Origin of the sequence: Tardiphaga sp. 841_E9_N1_2, from assembly GCF_051811065.1 — a bacterium.
GTDB classification, from domain to species: Bacteria; Pseudomonadota; Alphaproteobacteria; order Rhizobiales; family Xanthobacteraceae; genus Tardiphaga; species Tardiphaga robiniae.
Genome location: NZ_JBPWQC010000001.1, coordinates 4,344,160 through 4,358,846, shown reverse-complemented (window position 1 = coordinate 4,358,846; position 14,687 = coordinate 4,344,160). Strand labels below are relative to the sequence as shown.

The window sequence follows — 14,687 nt, the reverse complement described above, 5'->3', positions numbered from 1 at the left end:
GCGGGTTCGAGCGATGGAAAGTCAGAAGCGCAGGCGGCGTTCGAGAATGTCGATCGCGCCGTACATCAGTAGCGCCACGGCCATGAGCGCGGCGATGCCGACCCAGACGGCGTTCAAATCGTAGAGCACGCCGGCATAATAGATCATGTAGCCGAGGCCCTCTTTCGAGGCGATGTATTCGCCGACGACTGCGCCGATCAGCGCGAAGCCGACATTGAGACGGAAGGCGGACACGATCCACGGCATGGCGCCCGGAATGACGACAGTACGCCAGGTCTTCCATCGGCTGGCACCGAGCGAGCGCATCAACTTGATCAGGTCGCTATCGACTTCCTTGGCGCCCTGTTGCGCGGTGATCACCGCGACGATGAAGGTGATGATGGCGGCGATGGCGATCTTCGACGAGATGCCGATTCCGAACCACACGATAATCAAGGGTGCGAGTGCGATCTTCGGCAAGCCGTTGAGCGCGATGAGATAGGGGCGCAGCACCGCCGCGCTGGTGGGAAACAGCCAGAGCAGCAGCCCGACGGCGCTGCCGGCAATAGTGCCGATCAGGAATCCGGCGATGGCTTCCCAGGCAGTCAGCGCAGCATCGCGCAGGAGTTCTCCGTTGGCGATCAGAATAGAGGCCTTGGCGAAGATGCCGCTTGGCCGTCCGTAGAGATAGACCGCGATCCATTTGAAGCTGATCGCAATTTCCCAGGCAGCAAGTAACAGAGCTAGCAGTGCCACTTGCAGCAGCGCGATCCGCAGGACCGGCGGCATCAGCCGCCGCGCGACATTGGCTTGGGTGGCTTCGATGGTCGTCACATCAAGCTCGCTTGTGTGCGATCGACGCGATCTCGACGAGGCAATCCGGTTTCACCAGTCCACACTGGATGCAGTAGCGAGCCGGCTTCTCGCCGGGGAAGTATTCGGCATAGACCTTATTGACGGCGCCGTAATTGGCCCAGTCGGTCACAAAGATGGAGTTGAAGGTGACATCGGCCATCGTGGCGCCGGCGGCAGTCAGCACGCTCTTGATGGTCTCCAGGATATGCCGGGTCTGCGCCGCCGCATCGCCGACGTGAACGACGTCGTTGTTCTTGTCAAAGGCCAGCGTGCCGGACACATAGATCACGCCGTCGGCCATCATGCCGGGCGAGTAAGGTGCGAGCGGCGGATGAGTGCCGGGCGGAATAATCGCGCGATCTGTCATGGGATCCTCAGGCTTTCGTGGAGGTTTCAGTCTGCGCGAATGCGCGGCGGAAATCGGCCGTGCTGGAAACCCAGCCGAAGAAGGTTTCGATGTTGAAGACGGCCGCCTTCTGGACGTAGTCGGGGCCGGCCTGATGCGTCGCGTCTTCGAGCATCACGCCGAAATATTCGAGATGGAAGCCGTCGCGCAGAGTCGATTCCACGCAAACATTGGTGGCAACTCCGCAGAAGACGAGATTGCGGATGCCGCGCGCGCGCAGGATGCTGTCGAACTGGCTGTTGAAGAAGCCGCTGTAGCGCGGCTTCGGTACCACGATGTCGCCGGGCTGCGGCTGGAGTTCATCGACGAGCGCATAGTCCCAGCCACCCTTGGCGAGCAAGCTGCCTTGCAATTCCGGGCGCGCGCGCATGGTCTTGAGTGCGTTCGATTTGTGCCAGTTCGGGGATCCCGGACCGCCGGCCTCGACATAGTCGGCGTCCCAGCCGTTCTGGAAATAGATCACAGTGACGCCGGCCTCGCGCGCGACCTCCAGCGTCTCCTTGACGGCCACGATCGCTGCCTTGGCGCCGGTCACGTCGAAGCCCGCGAGATCCAGATAGCCGTTCGGCGACGCGTAGGCGTTCTGCATGTCGACCACGATGACTGCGGTCTCCTCGACCGCGAGCCGCAACGGCTCGGGGCGTGCGGGCAAGGTGACGTAGCGCCGTTCAGGCGGAAAGCTGGTTGAGACCGACATCACGCCAATCCGAATTCTTTGGTCGCTTTCTCGGCGAAGCGATTGTCGACCATTTGTGCATAGGGAAGCGTCGTTGAGACTGCGCCGCCGCCTTGTTCCAGCAACATCGCGCGATCCCATTCCTCGGCGGAGATGGTGGGGTTTTTCGGGATAGCCGTCTTGCTGCCAAAGAAGTTCTTCGTCGCCTTTCCGACCACCGACGGCGAGACTTTCGGAAAGTACTTCTCTGCGACCTCGGTGAAGACAGCATTGTTCTCGTGCATCATCTTCTGCGCCTCGGCGATGGCGTTACAGAAGCCTTGCACCGCCTCCGGGTTGGAGGCGATCACGTCTTCGGTGGCCATGGCCGTCGTGAAACACAGCGGACCAAGCAGATCGGCGAATGATAGCGACGGTACGAGGCCAAACTGTTCGGCGCCGATGCTGATATCCCATTCGAATGCGGTGGCGATGTCGGCACGGCCATCCTTGACGGCTGCGGCCTGGGCGCCCGGTGGCAATTCCAAGAAGGTGACGCCCGCTTCCTTGGGGTCGAACTTGCCGACCGTCTTCATCGCGTAAGTCGGGACCTGGATCGTCGAGGACGGAAATTTCAGCGTCGCGATGGTCTTGCCGCGGAGATCATCGATGGTGGTGATCTTGGTGTCCGGGCGGGTCATTCCCCACATCGATACGCCGCCGACGATCTTGGCGATATTCTTGAGCTTGCCGCCTTCACGCGTGGCGTTGACCGACATGCCAGGGCTGGTGACGCCGATCTGGCCGCGGCCGGACAGCAGGATCGGCACCGGCAGGGCGATGCCGCCCGCGGTCGACAGGTCGGTGTCGAGGCCATGTTTGGCGAACAGGCCCTTATCGGCGGCGACATAGAGCGAGGCATACATGCCGAGCCGGATGGCCTCGGACACGAGAACCTTGCGGCCGGCGGCAAAGGCCGGGCCTCCCAGGCCTGCGAACGGTGCCGTTGCGGCGCCGATGAGCGAATATTTGAGTAGGTTGCGCCTGTCGATCATGCCTCTGTCCCTCGCCGCCATTGCCGATGTCAGATGGTGCGCTGCATAGTTTTTAGCCGCAGCGCGTTTTCGCATAAAATTCTTGCACCCGTTAATTTCATTAACAAGTCGGGAAAAACAGATATATTTATCTGTAATGCTTATGAATATTGACCTCCGGCAACTCCGTGCCTTCGCCGAGGTGGTTCAGGCTGGGAGCTTCAGCCGGGCTGCGCGGAAACTTGGCGTTTCCCAGTCCGCCCTCAGCCAGGCCGTTCGCCAGCTCGAGGACGAGCTGCAGGTCCGGCTGTTGGACCGGACGACGCGCAGCGTTCAACTCAGCAAGGTCGGTGCCGAATTCCTGCCGGGGATCCAACGCCTGCTGGCGGATCTCGATCACCAAATTCAGGATTTACGCGATCTGCGCGAGCATCGCCGCGGCCATGTTACGGTGGCCTGCGTGCCGTCGGTGGCGTTGCGTCTGATGCCGGTGGTGTTGGCGAACTTCCAGCGCGAATATCCCATGGTGAGCGTGACGCTCAAGGAAGTGTCACGGCATCAGATCATTGCCGGGCTGCGCAGCGGCGACGCCGAGCTCGGCATCGCCAATGTGCCGGGTGAGGATGCGGATCTTGACGCGACGAAGCTGCTGACGGATCGTTTTGCGCTGGTGATGCGGCGGGATCATCAGCTGGCGTCACAAAGCACCGTGAACTGGATGGACGGCGTCGCTGCAGGCATGATCGCAATGGCGACCGGCACCGGGATCCGGTTGGAAATGGAACGCGGTCTGCAGGAACTGGGGCGTAGCAGCCCGCTGCATGAGGCCGAACACCCGGCGACCCTGCTCGCCATGGTCGAGGCCGGCGTCGGCGTGGCGCCGTTGCCCGGTTTGGCGTTGCCCGCGACCGACCATCCGGTACTGACCTTCCGCAGGCTGCTTGATCCGGTCATCGAGCGCGACCTGTATCTGATCCGTCGCGTCGGGCGTGACCTGTCGCCGGCCGGTCGCGCGCTTTACCGCGGCATCCAGCTCGTGGCGCAATCGATCCGCGAGCGCACCGCCGCCGGGTGGTAGCGAACACGCTTTGACCTTGCTCTCATGAGTCCCTATTTTGGGATGAACAGTTCTATTCCGCTAATTTGAGCCCCTTATGACCGCCTCGCTGAAAGCCATCGACGGATCGGCAGATTTGCCTGTCCTGATGAACGACCTCGCCCGGAGCGCCCGTGCGGCTGCGCGTGCGTTGGCGGTGGCTCCAACGGAGCAAAAGAACCGGGCGCTTGCGGCCATGGAGCGCGCGATACGCGCCGGTGCGCCGGCGATCCTGGCGGCCAATGCCGAGGATGTCGCCGAGGTGCGCGCCAATGGCGCCACATCGGCCTTTATTGACCGACTGACCCTGACCGAAGCCCGCGTGCATGCGATGGCCGATGGCATTCGTGTGATTCATGACATCGCTGATCCCGTCGGCGCCGTCACCGAGAGCTGGCAGCGGCCGAATGGCATGACCATCGAGCGCGTGCGCGTACCGCTCGGCGTCGTTGCGGTGATTTTCGAGAGCCGTCCGAATGTTGCGGCGGATGCCGGCGTGCTGTGCCTGAAGTCCGGCAATGCCGTGATCTTGCGCGGCGGCTCGGACAGTTTCCGCTCCTGCCGTGCAATTCATGAATGTCTGGTGCAGGGCCTGCGTGAAGCCGGTCTGCCGGAAGCCGCGATTACGCTCGTGCCGACGCGCGATCGTGCGGCGGTTGGCTTGCTGCTCACCGGCCTCAATGGCGGCGTCGATGTGATCGTGCCGCGCGGCGGCAAGAGCTTGGTCGCGCGTGTGGAGGCCGAAGCGCGGGTCCCGGTATTCGCACATCTCGAAGGCGTCAATCACACCTATGTCGATCGTACCGCCAAGCTCGATATGGCGAAATCGATCGTGCTGAATGCGAAGATGCGCCGTCCCGGTGTCTGCGGCGCGACGGAAACGCTGCTGATCGACCGCGCGGTGGCAGGTACGCATCTCAAGCCGCTGGTGGAAATGCTGATTGATGCCGGCTGCGAGGTGCGCGGTGACGCCGCCGTGCAGCAGGCCGATGTGCGCGTCAAGCCTGCAACGGACGAGGACTGGGACACCGAATACGAAGATGCGATCATCTCGGCCAGGGTCGTCGATGGTGTCGATGATGCGCTCGCGCATATTCGCGATCACGGCTCGCATCACACCGATGCGATCGTCACCGAGGACGTCGCGGTGGCCACGAAGTTTCTCAACGAAGTGGATTCCGCGATCGTGCTGCATAACGCCTCGACGCAGTTTGCCGACGGCGGTGAATTCGGCTTCGGTGCAGAAATCGGAATCGCCACCGGCAAATTCCATGCGCGCGGCCCGGTCGGTGCCGAGCAACTCACCAGTTTCAAATATCGCATTCACGGCACCGGACAGACCAGGCCGTGATGATGTGCGTCTCGGCGCGTGGAGACTGAATTGGATTTGCATTCAGTCCCGCCGGCGCAGGGTATACCGCCACATAGTCCCGGCATGCGTATCGGTCTGCTTGGCGGATCGTTCAATCCGCCGCATGCCGCGCATCGGGCTATCAGCCTGTTCGCGATGAAACGGCTGCAGCTAGATCGCGTCTGGTGGCTGGTGTCGCCGGGCAATCCGCTGAAGGATCAACGCAATCTGCACGATCTCGCCGAGCGCGCGGCGGCTGCGAAGGCGATGGCCGATCACCCGCGCATCGATATCACCTGTCTCGAGAGTGTCATCGGTACGCGCTATACCGTCGACACCATCAGCTACCTCCGACGTCGATGTTCGCAAGCACGATTTGTCTGGATCATGGGTGCCGACAATCTCGCCCAGTTTCATCGCTGGGAGAGCTGGCAGGTGATTGCCGGAGAGGTTCCCTTTGCGGTCATCGACCGGCCCCCGCAGAGCTTCCAGGGACTGGCGTCGACCGCTGCCCAGGCCCTCGGCCGTTACCGGATACCGGAGCAGGCCGCTGGGTCATTGGCCGACCTGAAGCCCCCCGCATGGGTATTTTTGACCGGTTTGAAGCTGAATCTGTCCTCCACCCGGCTGCGGAACCCGGATGGCAGCTGGAAGACGTAATTCCACAACACTCGCCCGATAAGTGCTATAGGGCGGGCGCTGGAATATTGAATCCGGCATTCCCACATGCATACTTGATCTCACCGGGCGTCGGATTCGGCGTCCCAATACAGTGAAAGGAATGGTCCTCTGGCCACTTCTGTATTGTCCAAGACGGGTGCCAAGAAAGCCTCGTCCAAGGTTGTCCCACCCAAGAAGTCCGCTTCGGTAAAGAAGGCTGCCGCGCCTAAAAAGGCTGCCGCAACCAAAACCGCAAAGCCGAAGGCTGCAGCCAAGACACCCGCTGCTGCAAAAGCTGCACCGAAGGCTATCATTCCGAAGAAGATTGCTTCGCCCAAGGCGAAGAAATCAGCTGCGGCGGTGCGCGATAGCGCGACCGAAACGCTCAATCTCGTTCTCGCCCGCCTTGACGACATGAAGGCCGAGGAAACGGTGACCATTGACCTGCGTGGCAAGTCGGCTTTCTCCGATTACATGGTCGTGACCACCGGCCGGTCGAACCGCCATGTCGGCGCGGTGGCCGAAAATGTTGCCAAAGGTCTCAAGGAAGCCGGTCAGAAGAAGCTGCATGTCGAAGGCCTGTCCAATTGCGATTGGGTGCTGATCGATACCGGCGAAGTCATCCTGCATGTCTTCCGGCCTGAAGTTCGCGAATTCTACAATCTGGAACGTCTGTGGACGCAGAGTCCGTCGGATGAACCGCGGATCGACCTGAAGGCTGTTTGAGCCAGCGGGCATTCGGCAACGGCGCGACGCGTGCTAGTCTGTGCTGATGCATCTTCTTGTGATCTCCATCGGCAAGCTCAAGCAGGGTCCGGAACGCGAGCTCGCGGAACGGTACCGTGATCGCTTCGACGATATCGGCCGCAAGCTCGGCTTTCGGGGCCTTGCGATTCATGAAATTTCGGAAAGCCGCGCGCGCGATGCGGCGACCCGGATCAATGAGGAAGCAGCGGCGATTTCGGCGCTGATTCCGGAAAAGGCTGTATTAGTAGCGCTCGACGAGCGTGGCAGCAGCGTCGACAGCGCCAGTTTCGCTCGCCATATCGGGAAGTGGCGGGACGAATCGGTGCCACATAATGTTTTTGTCATCGGCGGGGCGGACGGACTTTCGCCCGAATTGCGGCGCAAAGCCAAACTGAGCATTGCATTCGGCTCGGCGACCTGGCCGCATCAAATGGTTCGCGTCATGCTTCTGGAACAGATTTACCGGGCCGCTACAATTTTAGCTGGCCACCCGTATCACCGCGTTTAGCTCGCTATATTGAGCGTATCGCGTTTGAAAGAAGGCGCTGTCGAAACCACGATGCTGTCACCGCGGTCCATTCCATCTGAACACGACGCCGTTCGCCGCGGGATGTCGAACGCATCGTCGTTATCCATGATGCTGGTATCAGCGACTCTTGCAGGTTTGATGACGACGTCAGTCCGTGCGCAAACCGCTGCGCCGATCCAGCAAGCGAATGCGCCGTCACCCGATATCATTCGTCAACGCGAGCAGGAGCTTGAAGCGGTCCGCGCGCAGCAGAAGAGCGCTGCGGAGCTGCAGGCGAAATTGAAAGCCGATATCGCGGCGATCGGACAGGATCGCGGCAAGCTCAGTCAGCAGCTCATCGATATTGCCGCCCGCGTCCGCAGCGTCGAAACCCGGATCGACGATGCCGAAGTACGATTGCGGCCGCTGGATGCGCGCGAGCAGAAGATCCGCGGTACGCTGGAATCGCGCCGCGGCGAAATCGTCGAAGTGTTGTCCGCCTTGCAGCGCGCCGGCCGCCGTGCGCCGCCGGCTTTGCTGGTGCGTCCCGAAGACGCGCTGAAGTCGCTGCGCACCGCGATGCTGCTCGGCTCCGTTGTGCCCGAGATGCGCGCGCGCGCCGAGCAACTGGTGGCTGACCTCAGCGAACTCGTGAATTTGCGCAAGGCGATCTCGACGGAGCGCGATCAGCTTGCCGGCGATCGCGACAAGCTGAAGGAAGAACAGACACGCCTCGCATCCTTTACCGAGGAGCGCCAGAAGCAGCAGTCGGCTGCGGAAAAGGACATGGAAGCGGAAGCCGCGCGTGCGCTGACGTTGTCCCGTCAGGTTGACAGTCTGCAGGGCCTGATCGCGAAGATGGAGCAGGACTCCAAGGCGGCGGCGAAGGCAGCAGCCACAGCCAGTCTGCAGGGCACGCCGGCGGCGCTCAGTAACGGCAAGCCGAATATCGGCGCCTTCAAGGATCCCGGCCGGCTCAGTCCGGCGATCGCCTTTGCGTCGGCAAAGGGCATGCTCGCACTTCCGGTCAACGGGGTTAAAATTCGCAATTTCGGCAGTTCCGACGGTGTCGGTGGCGCCGAAAAGGGCATGTCACTGGCCGCACGGGCGGGTGCGCAGGTCACAACACCGTGTGACGGCTGGGTTGTTTATTCCGGTCCGTTCCGTAGCTATGGACAACTCTTGATCCTCAATGCCGGGGGCGGGTATCATGTCTTGATCGCCGGGATGGAGCGTATTTCGGTGAACATTGGTCAGTTCGTCCTTACCGGGGAACCGATCGCTGTCATGGGATCAACATCCCGGGTAGCATCCGTCCTTGCGGCCAATGCCAGCCAGCCTGTGCTTTATATCGAGTTCCGGAAAGACGGGACTCCCATTGATCCAGGCCCATGGTGGGCCGCTAACGAAGGCGAAAAGGTTCGCGGATGATGCGCAAGACTTCCATAATTCTGCTGAGTGCTGCCACTGGCGCCGCCTTGACGCTCTTCGTGACCCAGCCACGCGCCGTGTTCATGGGCACCAGTGCCCGCGCAGCGACCTCGGATACCTACCGCCAGCTCAACCTGTTCGGCGACGTGTTTGAGCGCGTCCGCAGCGACTATGTCGAGAAGCCCGACGACAGCAAGCTGGTCGAGTCGGCGATCTCCGGCATGCTCACCGGCCTCGATCCGCATTCCAGCTACATGGACGCCAAGAGCTTCCGCGACATGCAGGTGCAGACCCGCGGTGAGTTCGGCGGTCTCGGCATCGAAGTCACCATGGAAGACGGCTTGATCAAGGTGGTGTCACCGATCGACGATACCCCGGCATCGAAGGCCGGTATCATGGCCAACGACATCATCACCAGCCTCGACGAGGAAGCCGTGCAGGGTCTCACCCTGAACCAGGCCGTCGAGAAGATGCGTGGCCCGGTCAACACCAAGATCAAGCTGAAGATCATCCGCAAGGGTCAGGACAATCCGCTCGACGTCACCCTCGTGCGCGACAACATCCGTGTTCGCTCGGTGCGTGCTCGCGTTGAAAGCGACGATATCGCTTACATCCGCATCACGACCTTCAACGAGCAGACCACCGAAGGCCTGAAGCGCGAGATCGCGGCCCAGACCGCGGCGATCGGTGCTGACAAGGTCAAGGGTTACATCATCGACCTCCGCAACAATCCCGGCGGTCTGCTTGAAGAAGCCGTCACCGTTTCCGACGCGTTCCTCGAGCGTGGCGAGATCGTCTCGACCCGCGGTCGTAACGCTGAAGAAACCCAGCGCCGCACGGCGCATGCTGGCGATCTGACCAAGGGCAAGCCGGTGGTCGTGCTGATCAATGGCGGTTCGGCTTCGGCATCGGAAATCGTCGCTGGCGCGCTGCAGGATCACAAGCGTGCGACCACGATCGGTACGCGCTCGTTTGGTAAGGGCTCGGTGCAGACCATCATCCCGCTGGGCTCCGGCAACGGTGCGCTGCGTCTGACCACGGCGCGTTACTTCACGCCGTCGGGTAAGTCGATCCAGGCCAAGGGTATCGTCCCGGACATCGAGATCGTACAGGATGTGCCGGATGAGCTGAAGTCCCGCGACATCAAGGGCGAGGCTTCGCTCCGTGGCCATCTGAAGAACGATGGCGACGAGAAGACCGGTTCGCAGTCCTATGTGCCGCCGGATGCCAAGAATGACAAGGCGCTGAAGGCCGCTGCCGATTTGCTCCATGGCATCAAGGTGACGTCGAACGCAATCATCACGCCGCCGCCGGGAGCCGCTGCTGCTGCGGACAAGCCAGCAGACGATAAGGCGGCCGCCAAGCCGAACTGATCGGCGAATACGCATCAATTCTGCGGAAAGGGCGGCCTTCGGGGCGCCCTTTTTGTTGGTATCCTCCCAAAGGTATCCGATGTCCTTCCGGCTGCCGTGGCCACGACCGGGCGTGTTATTGTCCGGTCGGCTGATTCGGGAGATCCATGGCAGTGTCGGCGGACGATCTAAGCGCCCCGCTTGGACAAAAATCGACGCGTAAGCGGCGGTTCCGGCTGCCTTTTTCCGGAACACAGGCGCTTGCCACGATCCTTGCCCTGCTGCTGCTCGGTTTTGGCGGCGTTGCCATCCTCAACAATAACCCGATGGGCGGCGAGCCGGTTGCGCGTGTCGCGATCAAGGCGCCCGCCGCGACCGAGGACAAGGCTGCTGCGAAGCCTCCGGTCGAGGTCAAGCACGGTACGCCCGAGACGGCCAAGGCGCCTGAGGCTCCCGGCCAGAAGACCATCACCATCATTGATGGCTCCAGCGGCGCTCGTAAGGACGTCGTGGTGTCCAGCGAGGGCTCGGACAGCGCTGCGGTCGATGCACCGCCGCCGGTTATGACGGGTATTGATCAGAAACTATTGGAGAAATCCCGCCACGGCATGGTGCCGATCGCCATCGGCGCGCTGAAGCCGGTGACGGCCTATGCCGCCGGTTCCGAGGCCGAGCGCGCCAGGGCGATGAAGATGCCGAGCATTTCCATCGTCATTGGGGGCCTCGGCGTTGGTGCAGCCAAGACCACCGATGCCATCATGAAGCTGCCGCCGGCCGTGACGCTGGGCTTCACGCCCTATGGCTCGGATCCCGGCAAACTGGTCGAGCGCGCCCGTGCGCAGCGCCACGAGGTGCTGCTGCAGCTGCCGATGGAGCCGTTCGACTATCCTGACAACGATCCCGGCCCGCAGACGCTGTTGTCCTCGGCTACGGCCGAGCAGAACCTCGATCGCATGATGTGGCATATGAGCCGCTTCCAGGGCTATGTCGGCGTGGCCAATTTCATGGGCGCGCGCTTCATCGCCACGGATACGGCCATGCAGCCGATTGCACGCGAGGCCAGCAAGCGCGGGCTTGCATTGTTCGACGATGGCTCGACGCCGCGCAGCGTTGCCGCCGCAGCCGCCGAAGGGCAGGGCATGCCCTTCGCACGCTCCGATGTCGCCATCGACGCGGTCCCGACCTCCGCAGACATCGACAAGGCGCTGGCGCGGCTCGAGGGGCTGGCCAAGGAGCGGGGTGTGGCTGTCGGCGTCGCTTCGGCGCTGCCGATCTCGATCGAACGTATCAGCGCCTGGGCAAAAACCCTTGAAAGCCGCGGGGTCATGCTGGTGCCATTGACAACCGCGATGCTGAAATCAAAATCAAGCTAGCGTCTTTGGGCTAGGGTGAATTCGGCACGGCCGAATCGCTGCGATTCAGCAAGGTCGAATCGCTGCGTAAAGAGTGCTCGAACGGACGCGAGAGGCATTGACGGAATGGCGCGCTACGAAGACCTGCCCTATCGAACTTGTGTCGGAATGATGCTGATCAACCCGCAAGGGCTCGTCTTTATCGGTCGACGTGCCGGCGGTATCGAGCACGTCGATGACATGCATGTCTGGCAGATGCCGCAGGGCGGCGTCGATCCCGGTGAGGACACCTGGGAGGCAGCCAAGCGCGAGCTCTATGAAGAAACCAGTGTCCAATCGGTCGAGAAGCTCGGCGAAGTGCCGGACTGGTTGATCTACGACATTCCCCGCACGGTGGCCGGGCGGGCCTGGAAGGGTCGCTATCGCGGCCAGCGGCAGAAATGGTTCGCCGTACGCTTCACCGGCGATGACAAGGAAATCAACGTCACGCATCCCCCGGGTGGCCACAAGGCCGAGTTCATCAATTGGCGCTGGGAGCCGATGAAGAACCTTCCGGAGCTGATCGTGCCGTTCAAGCGCCCCGTCTATGAGCGGGTGGTGAAGGAATTTGCCGGTCTGGCGGACGGCTAGTACTGGAATGACGGACAACCGGCCCTATCGCCCCAATGTGGGCGTCGCACTGTTCAATGCCGACGGCAAAGTTCTGATCGGCCGCCGTTTCAAGGATGACGGGCCAGAGATCATCCTGCCGGGCCTGGAATGGCAGATGCCTCAGGGTGGTATCGATCCCGACGAAGATCCTCGCGTCGCCGTGATGCGCGAATTATGGGAAGAGACTGGCGTCAGCCATGCCGACTATCTCGGCGAGACCGGCTGGATGACCTACGACTTCATCCCGTTCGAGAACCCCAGCCATCGCTTTGCGCAGTTCCGCGGGCAACGGCAGAAGTGGTTTGCACTGAAATTCACCGGGGATGATGCCGAAGTCGATCCGCTCACGCCGCGCAACGGTCAACCGCCTGAATTCGACGCCTGGCGTTGGGAGCGGCTGGATCGCGTCGCGGATCTCGTGGTGCCGTTCCGGCGGGAGGTCTATCGCGCCGTGGCCGAGAGTTTCGCGAAATTTGTCTGAAGCCAAGCCCTGACGAAACGAAGCGCTACCCGGGCTATAGCGCTTAGTGCATCGCCGTTGAGGTGATGTGCTGCTGGATGACCTTGAAGTGGTCGAGGCGCTCGATGGCGCGGTCCAGAGCGGAGCCTTCCTTCTCGGCCAGCTTCTCTTCCATCTCGGCGATGTCCTTGGCGAAAGCTTCGCGGTCCAGCTCGGCGATCGACGTCGCGACGTCAGCAAGAACCGTCAAGCCCTTGTCCGAGACTTCGGCAAGGCCGCCGAGCACAATGATCTTCTCATGCTTGCCACCGTTGGTGACAGTCATGATGCCCGGACGCAACGCAATCACCACAGGTGCGTGGCCGGCCATCACGCCGACATCACCCTCAGCGCCCGGGATATCGACTTGCTCGACTTCGCCTGTGAAAGCGAGCTTTTCCGGTGAGACGAGATCGAAGTGGAACGTGGCCATGTCGTTATCCGCTGACTGCTCCCTCCCCCCTTGCGGGGGAGGGTTGGGGAGGGGGGTAACCAAGGGCGAAGGCGCTTGTGGCACACTCACCCCGGCGCAAATGCGCCGACCCTCCCCGCCTAGCGAAGCTTTGCTTCGCGCGGGGGGAGGGTAAGAACTTTATGCCGCTTCAGCAGCCAGCTTCTTGCCCTTCTCGACGGCTTCTTCGATCGCACCGACCATGTAGAAGGCGGCTTCCGGCAGATGATCGTACTTGCCTTCGCAGATCGCGCGGAAACCCTTGATGGTGTCGGCGAGCTCGACGAACTTGCCCGGCGAACCCGTGAAGATTTCAGCGACGAAGAACGGCTGCGACAGGAAGCGCTCGATCTTGCGGGCGCGGGCCACGGCCAGCTTGTCCTCTTCCGACAGTTCGTCCATGCCGAGAATGGCGATGATGTCCTGCAGCGACTTGTACTTCTGCAGCACCTGCTGAACCATACGCGCGGTCTCGTAGTGCTCCTGGCCGACGATCAGCGGGGACAGCATGCGCGAGGTGGAGTCGAGCGGATCCACTGCGGGGTAGATGCCCTTTTCCGAAATCGCACGGTTGAGCACGGTCGTCGCGTCCAAATGGGCGAACGAGGTCGCGGGCGCCGGATCGGTCAAGTCGTCGGCCGGAACGTAGATGGCCTGCACCGAGGTGATCGAGCCCTTATGCGTGGTGGTGATACGCTCCTGCAGCGCGCCCATGTCGGTCGCGAGAGTTGGCTGGTAACCCACCGCCGAAGGAATGCGGCCGAGCAGCGCCGACACTTCCGAACCTGCCTGGGTGAAGCGGAAGATATTGTCGATAAAGAACAGCACGTCCTGGCCCTGATCGCGGAAGTGCTCGGCGACGGTCAGACCGGACAGAGCAACGCGCATGCGGGCGCCCGGAGGCTCGTTCATCTGGCCGAACACGAGAGCGCACTTCGACTTCACGGCCGGATCCGGATTGTGCGGATCGGCGTTCACCTTGGACTCGATGAACTCGTGATAGAGATCGTTACCTTCGCGGGTACGCTCGCCGACGCCGGCGAACACCGAGTTGCCGCCGTGCGCCTTCGCGACGTTGTTGATCAGTTCCTGAATGAGAACCGTCTTGCCGACGCCGGCGCCGCCGAACAGGCCGATCTTGCCGCCCTTGGCGTAAGGCGCAAGCAGATCGACGACCTTGATGCCGGTGACGAGAATTTCAGCCTCGGTGGACTGCTCGGTATACATCGGCGCTTCCTGATGGATAGCGCGGTTGCCTTCCGAAGCGATCGGACCGCCTTCATCGATCGGCTCGCCGATCACGTTCATGATACGGCCAAGGGTGCCGACGCCAACTGGAACCTGGATCGGCGAGCCAGTGTCGGTGACTTCCTGACCGCGGACCAGACCTTCAGTGGTGTCCATCGCGATGGTGCGGACGGTCGATTCGCCGAGATGCTGGGCGACTTCGAGAACCAGGCGGTTGCCACCGTTCTTGGTTTCGATCGCGTTCAGAATTGCGGGCAGGTAGCCTTCGAACTGCACGTCGACGACGGCGCCGATGACCTGGGTGATACGTCCGGTCTGGTTGGCGGATGCGGCCATGAAAACTTCTCCATAAACTTCAAGGACTCGGAAGTCCGAAACTTGAACGGCGGCCCATGAGGCCGGAAGGTTGTTG

16 protein-coding genes are annotated in these 14,687 nt (G+C 61.9%); 10 read left to right on the top strand and 6 right to left on the bottom strand.

The annotated features are described in order from the left end of the window. Window positions 1-21 precede the first annotated feature (21 nt). From AB8A50_RS20930 to AB8A50_RS20915, 4 genes are read right to left on the bottom strand one after another with little or no spacing between them, the layout of a single operon-like run. On the bottom strand, window positions 22-813 hold the full coding sequence (locus AB8A50_RS20930; protein WP_089263216.1) for an ABC transporter permease: 792 nt from the start codon (window positions 811-813) through the stop codon (window positions 22-24). Window position 814: 1 nt separating this feature from the next. Then, entirely contained in the window at window positions 815-1,201 is a 387-nt protein-coding gene (gene rutC, locus AB8A50_RS20925; protein ID WP_093757765.1) for a pyrimidine utilization protein C, read from the bottom strand. Between the two features lie 7 nt (window positions 1,202-1,208). Further along, window positions 1,209-1,937, bottom strand: a complete 729-nt coding sequence (gene rutB / locus AB8A50_RS20920) for a pyrimidine utilization protein B (protein WP_089263220.1) — start codon at window positions 1,935-1,937, stop codon at window positions 1,209-1,211. Further along, window positions 1,937-2,950, bottom strand: coding sequence for an ABC transporter substrate-binding protein (locus tag AB8A50_RS20915; protein ID WP_439078789.1), 1,014 nt, complete (start codon window positions 2,948-2,950; stop codon window positions 1,937-1,939). Before AB8A50_RS20915 ends, rutB begins: the two co-directional genes overlap by 1 nt. Before the next feature lie 142 nt (window positions 2,951-3,092). On the opposite strand from AB8A50_RS20915, the gene AB8A50_RS20910 reads away from it, so the two are divergent. From AB8A50_RS20910 to AB8A50_RS20865, 10 genes are all read left to right on the top strand, one after another. Further along, complete coding sequence (locus AB8A50_RS20910; RefSeq protein WP_439078788.1) at window positions 3,093-4,007, top strand: LysR family transcriptional regulator; 915 nt, start codon at window positions 3,093-3,095, stop codon at window positions 4,005-4,007. Between the two features lie 76 nt (window positions 4,008-4,083). Next, window positions 4,084-5,376: a glutamate-5-semialdehyde dehydrogenase gene (locus AB8A50_RS20905; protein ID WP_439078787.1), complete on the top strand. Its 1,293-nt coding sequence runs from the start codon at window positions 4,084-4,086 to the stop codon at window positions 5,374-5,376. 30 nt (window positions 5,377-5,406) lie between these two features. Beyond that, window positions 5,407-6,036, top strand: a complete 630-nt coding sequence (locus tag AB8A50_RS20900) for a nicotinate-nucleotide adenylyltransferase (protein ID WP_439078786.1) — start codon at window positions 5,407-5,409, stop codon at window positions 6,034-6,036. Window positions 6,037-6,360: 324 nt separating this feature from the next. Continuing rightward, complete coding sequence (gene rsfS, locus AB8A50_RS20895; RefSeq protein ID WP_420882365.1) at window positions 6,361-6,762, top strand: ribosome silencing factor; 402 nt, start codon at window positions 6,361-6,363, stop codon at window positions 6,760-6,762. Window positions 6,763-6,808: 46 nt separating this feature from the next. Next, a complete protein-coding gene (gene rlmH / locus AB8A50_RS20890) occupies window positions 6,809-7,291 on the top strand; it encodes a 23S rRNA (pseudouridine(1915)-N(3))-methyltransferase RlmH (RefSeq protein ID WP_089263230.1) in 483 nt (160 codons plus the stop codon). Between the two features lie 126 nt (window positions 7,292-7,417). Continuing rightward, complete coding sequence (locus AB8A50_RS20885; RefSeq protein ID WP_439078785.1) at window positions 7,418-8,722, top strand: murein hydrolase activator EnvC family protein; 1,305 nt, start codon at window positions 7,418-7,420, stop codon at window positions 8,720-8,722. Beyond that, window positions 8,719-10,095: a S41 family peptidase gene (locus AB8A50_RS20880; protein ID WP_120287632.1), complete on the top strand. Its 1,377-nt coding sequence runs from the start codon at window positions 8,719-8,721 to the stop codon at window positions 10,093-10,095. Before AB8A50_RS20885 ends, AB8A50_RS20880 begins: the two co-directional genes overlap by 4 nt. Window positions 10,096-10,241: 146 nt before the next feature. Further along, a complete protein-coding gene (locus AB8A50_RS20875) occupies window positions 10,242-11,447 on the top strand; it encodes a divergent polysaccharide deacetylase family protein (RefSeq protein ID WP_439078784.1) in 1,206 nt (401 codons plus the stop codon). A gap of 105 nt (window positions 11,448-11,552) precedes the next feature. Continuing rightward, window positions 11,553-12,056, top strand: coding sequence for an RNA pyrophosphohydrolase (locus AB8A50_RS20870; protein WP_068730156.1), 504 nt, complete (start codon window positions 11,553-11,555; stop codon window positions 12,054-12,056). Window positions 12,057-12,063: 7 nt separating this feature from the next. Further along, complete coding sequence (locus AB8A50_RS20865) at window positions 12,064-12,558, top strand: RNA pyrophosphohydrolase (RefSeq protein WP_439078783.1); 495 nt, start codon at window positions 12,064-12,066, stop codon at window positions 12,556-12,558. Window positions 12,559-12,601: 43 nt separating this feature from the next. Here AB8A50_RS20865 and AB8A50_RS20860 read toward each other — a convergent pair whose 3' ends face one another. Both AB8A50_RS20860 and atpD read right to left on the bottom strand, forming a co-directional pair. Continuing rightward, on the bottom strand, window positions 12,602-13,009 hold the full coding sequence (locus tag AB8A50_RS20860; RefSeq protein ID WP_093757757.1) for a F0F1 ATP synthase subunit epsilon: 408 nt from the start codon (window positions 13,007-13,009) through the stop codon (window positions 12,602-12,604). A 159-nt stretch (window positions 13,010-13,168) separates the two neighbouring features. After that, window positions 13,169-14,611 carry a F0F1 ATP synthase subunit beta gene (gene atpD, locus AB8A50_RS20855; protein ID WP_089263243.1) on the bottom strand — a complete coding sequence of 481 codons (1,443 nt, stop codon included), beginning with the start codon at window positions 14,609-14,611 and terminating at the stop codon, window positions 13,169-13,171. Window positions 14,612-14,687 lie beyond the last annotated feature (76 nt).

Coding starts and splice junctions, on each gene's coding strand:
- rutC (WP_093757765.1), bottom strand. CDS start 1,201: ATGACAGATCGCGCGATTATTCCGCCCGGCACTCATCCGCCGCTCGCA.
- rutB (WP_089263220.1), bottom strand. CDS start 1,937: ATGTCGGTCTCAACCAGCTTTCCGCCTGAACGGCGCTACGTCACCTTG.
- AB8A50_RS20915 (WP_439078789.1), bottom strand. CDS start 2,950: ATGATCGACAGGCGCAACCTACTCAAATATTCGCTCATCGGCGCCGCA.
- AB8A50_RS20910 (WP_439078788.1), top strand. CDS start 3,093: ATGAATATTGACCTCCGGCAACTCCGTGCCTTCGCCGAGGTGGTTCAG.
- AB8A50_RS20905 (WP_439078787.1), top strand. CDS start 4,084: ATGACCGCCTCGCTGAAAGCCATCGACGGATCGGCAGATTTGCCTGTC.
- rlmH (WP_089263230.1), top strand. CDS start 6,809: ATGCATCTTCTTGTGATCTCCATCGGCAAGCTCAAGCAGGGTCCGGAA.
- AB8A50_RS20885 (WP_439078785.1), top strand. CDS start 7,418: ATGATGCTGGTATCAGCGACTCTTGCAGGTTTGATGACGACGTCAGTC.
- AB8A50_RS20880 (WP_120287632.1), top strand. CDS start 8,719: ATGATGCGCAAGACTTCCATAATTCTGCTGAGTGCTGCCACTGGCGCC.
- AB8A50_RS20875 (WP_439078784.1), top strand. CDS start 10,242: ATGGCAGTGTCGGCGGACGATCTAAGCGCCCCGCTTGGACAAAAATCG.
- AB8A50_RS20870 (WP_068730156.1), top strand. CDS start 11,553: ATGGCGCGCTACGAAGACCTGCCCTATCGAACTTGTGTCGGAATGATG.
- AB8A50_RS20865 (WP_439078783.1), top strand. CDS start 12,064: ATGACGGACAACCGGCCCTATCGCCCCAATGTGGGCGTCGCACTGTTC.
- AB8A50_RS20860 (WP_093757757.1), bottom strand. CDS start 13,009: ATGGCCACGTTCCACTTCGATCTCGTCTCACCGGAAAAGCTCGCTTTC.
- atpD (WP_089263243.1), bottom strand. CDS start 14,611: ATGGCCGCATCCGCCAACCAGACCGGACGTATCACCCAGGTCATCGGC.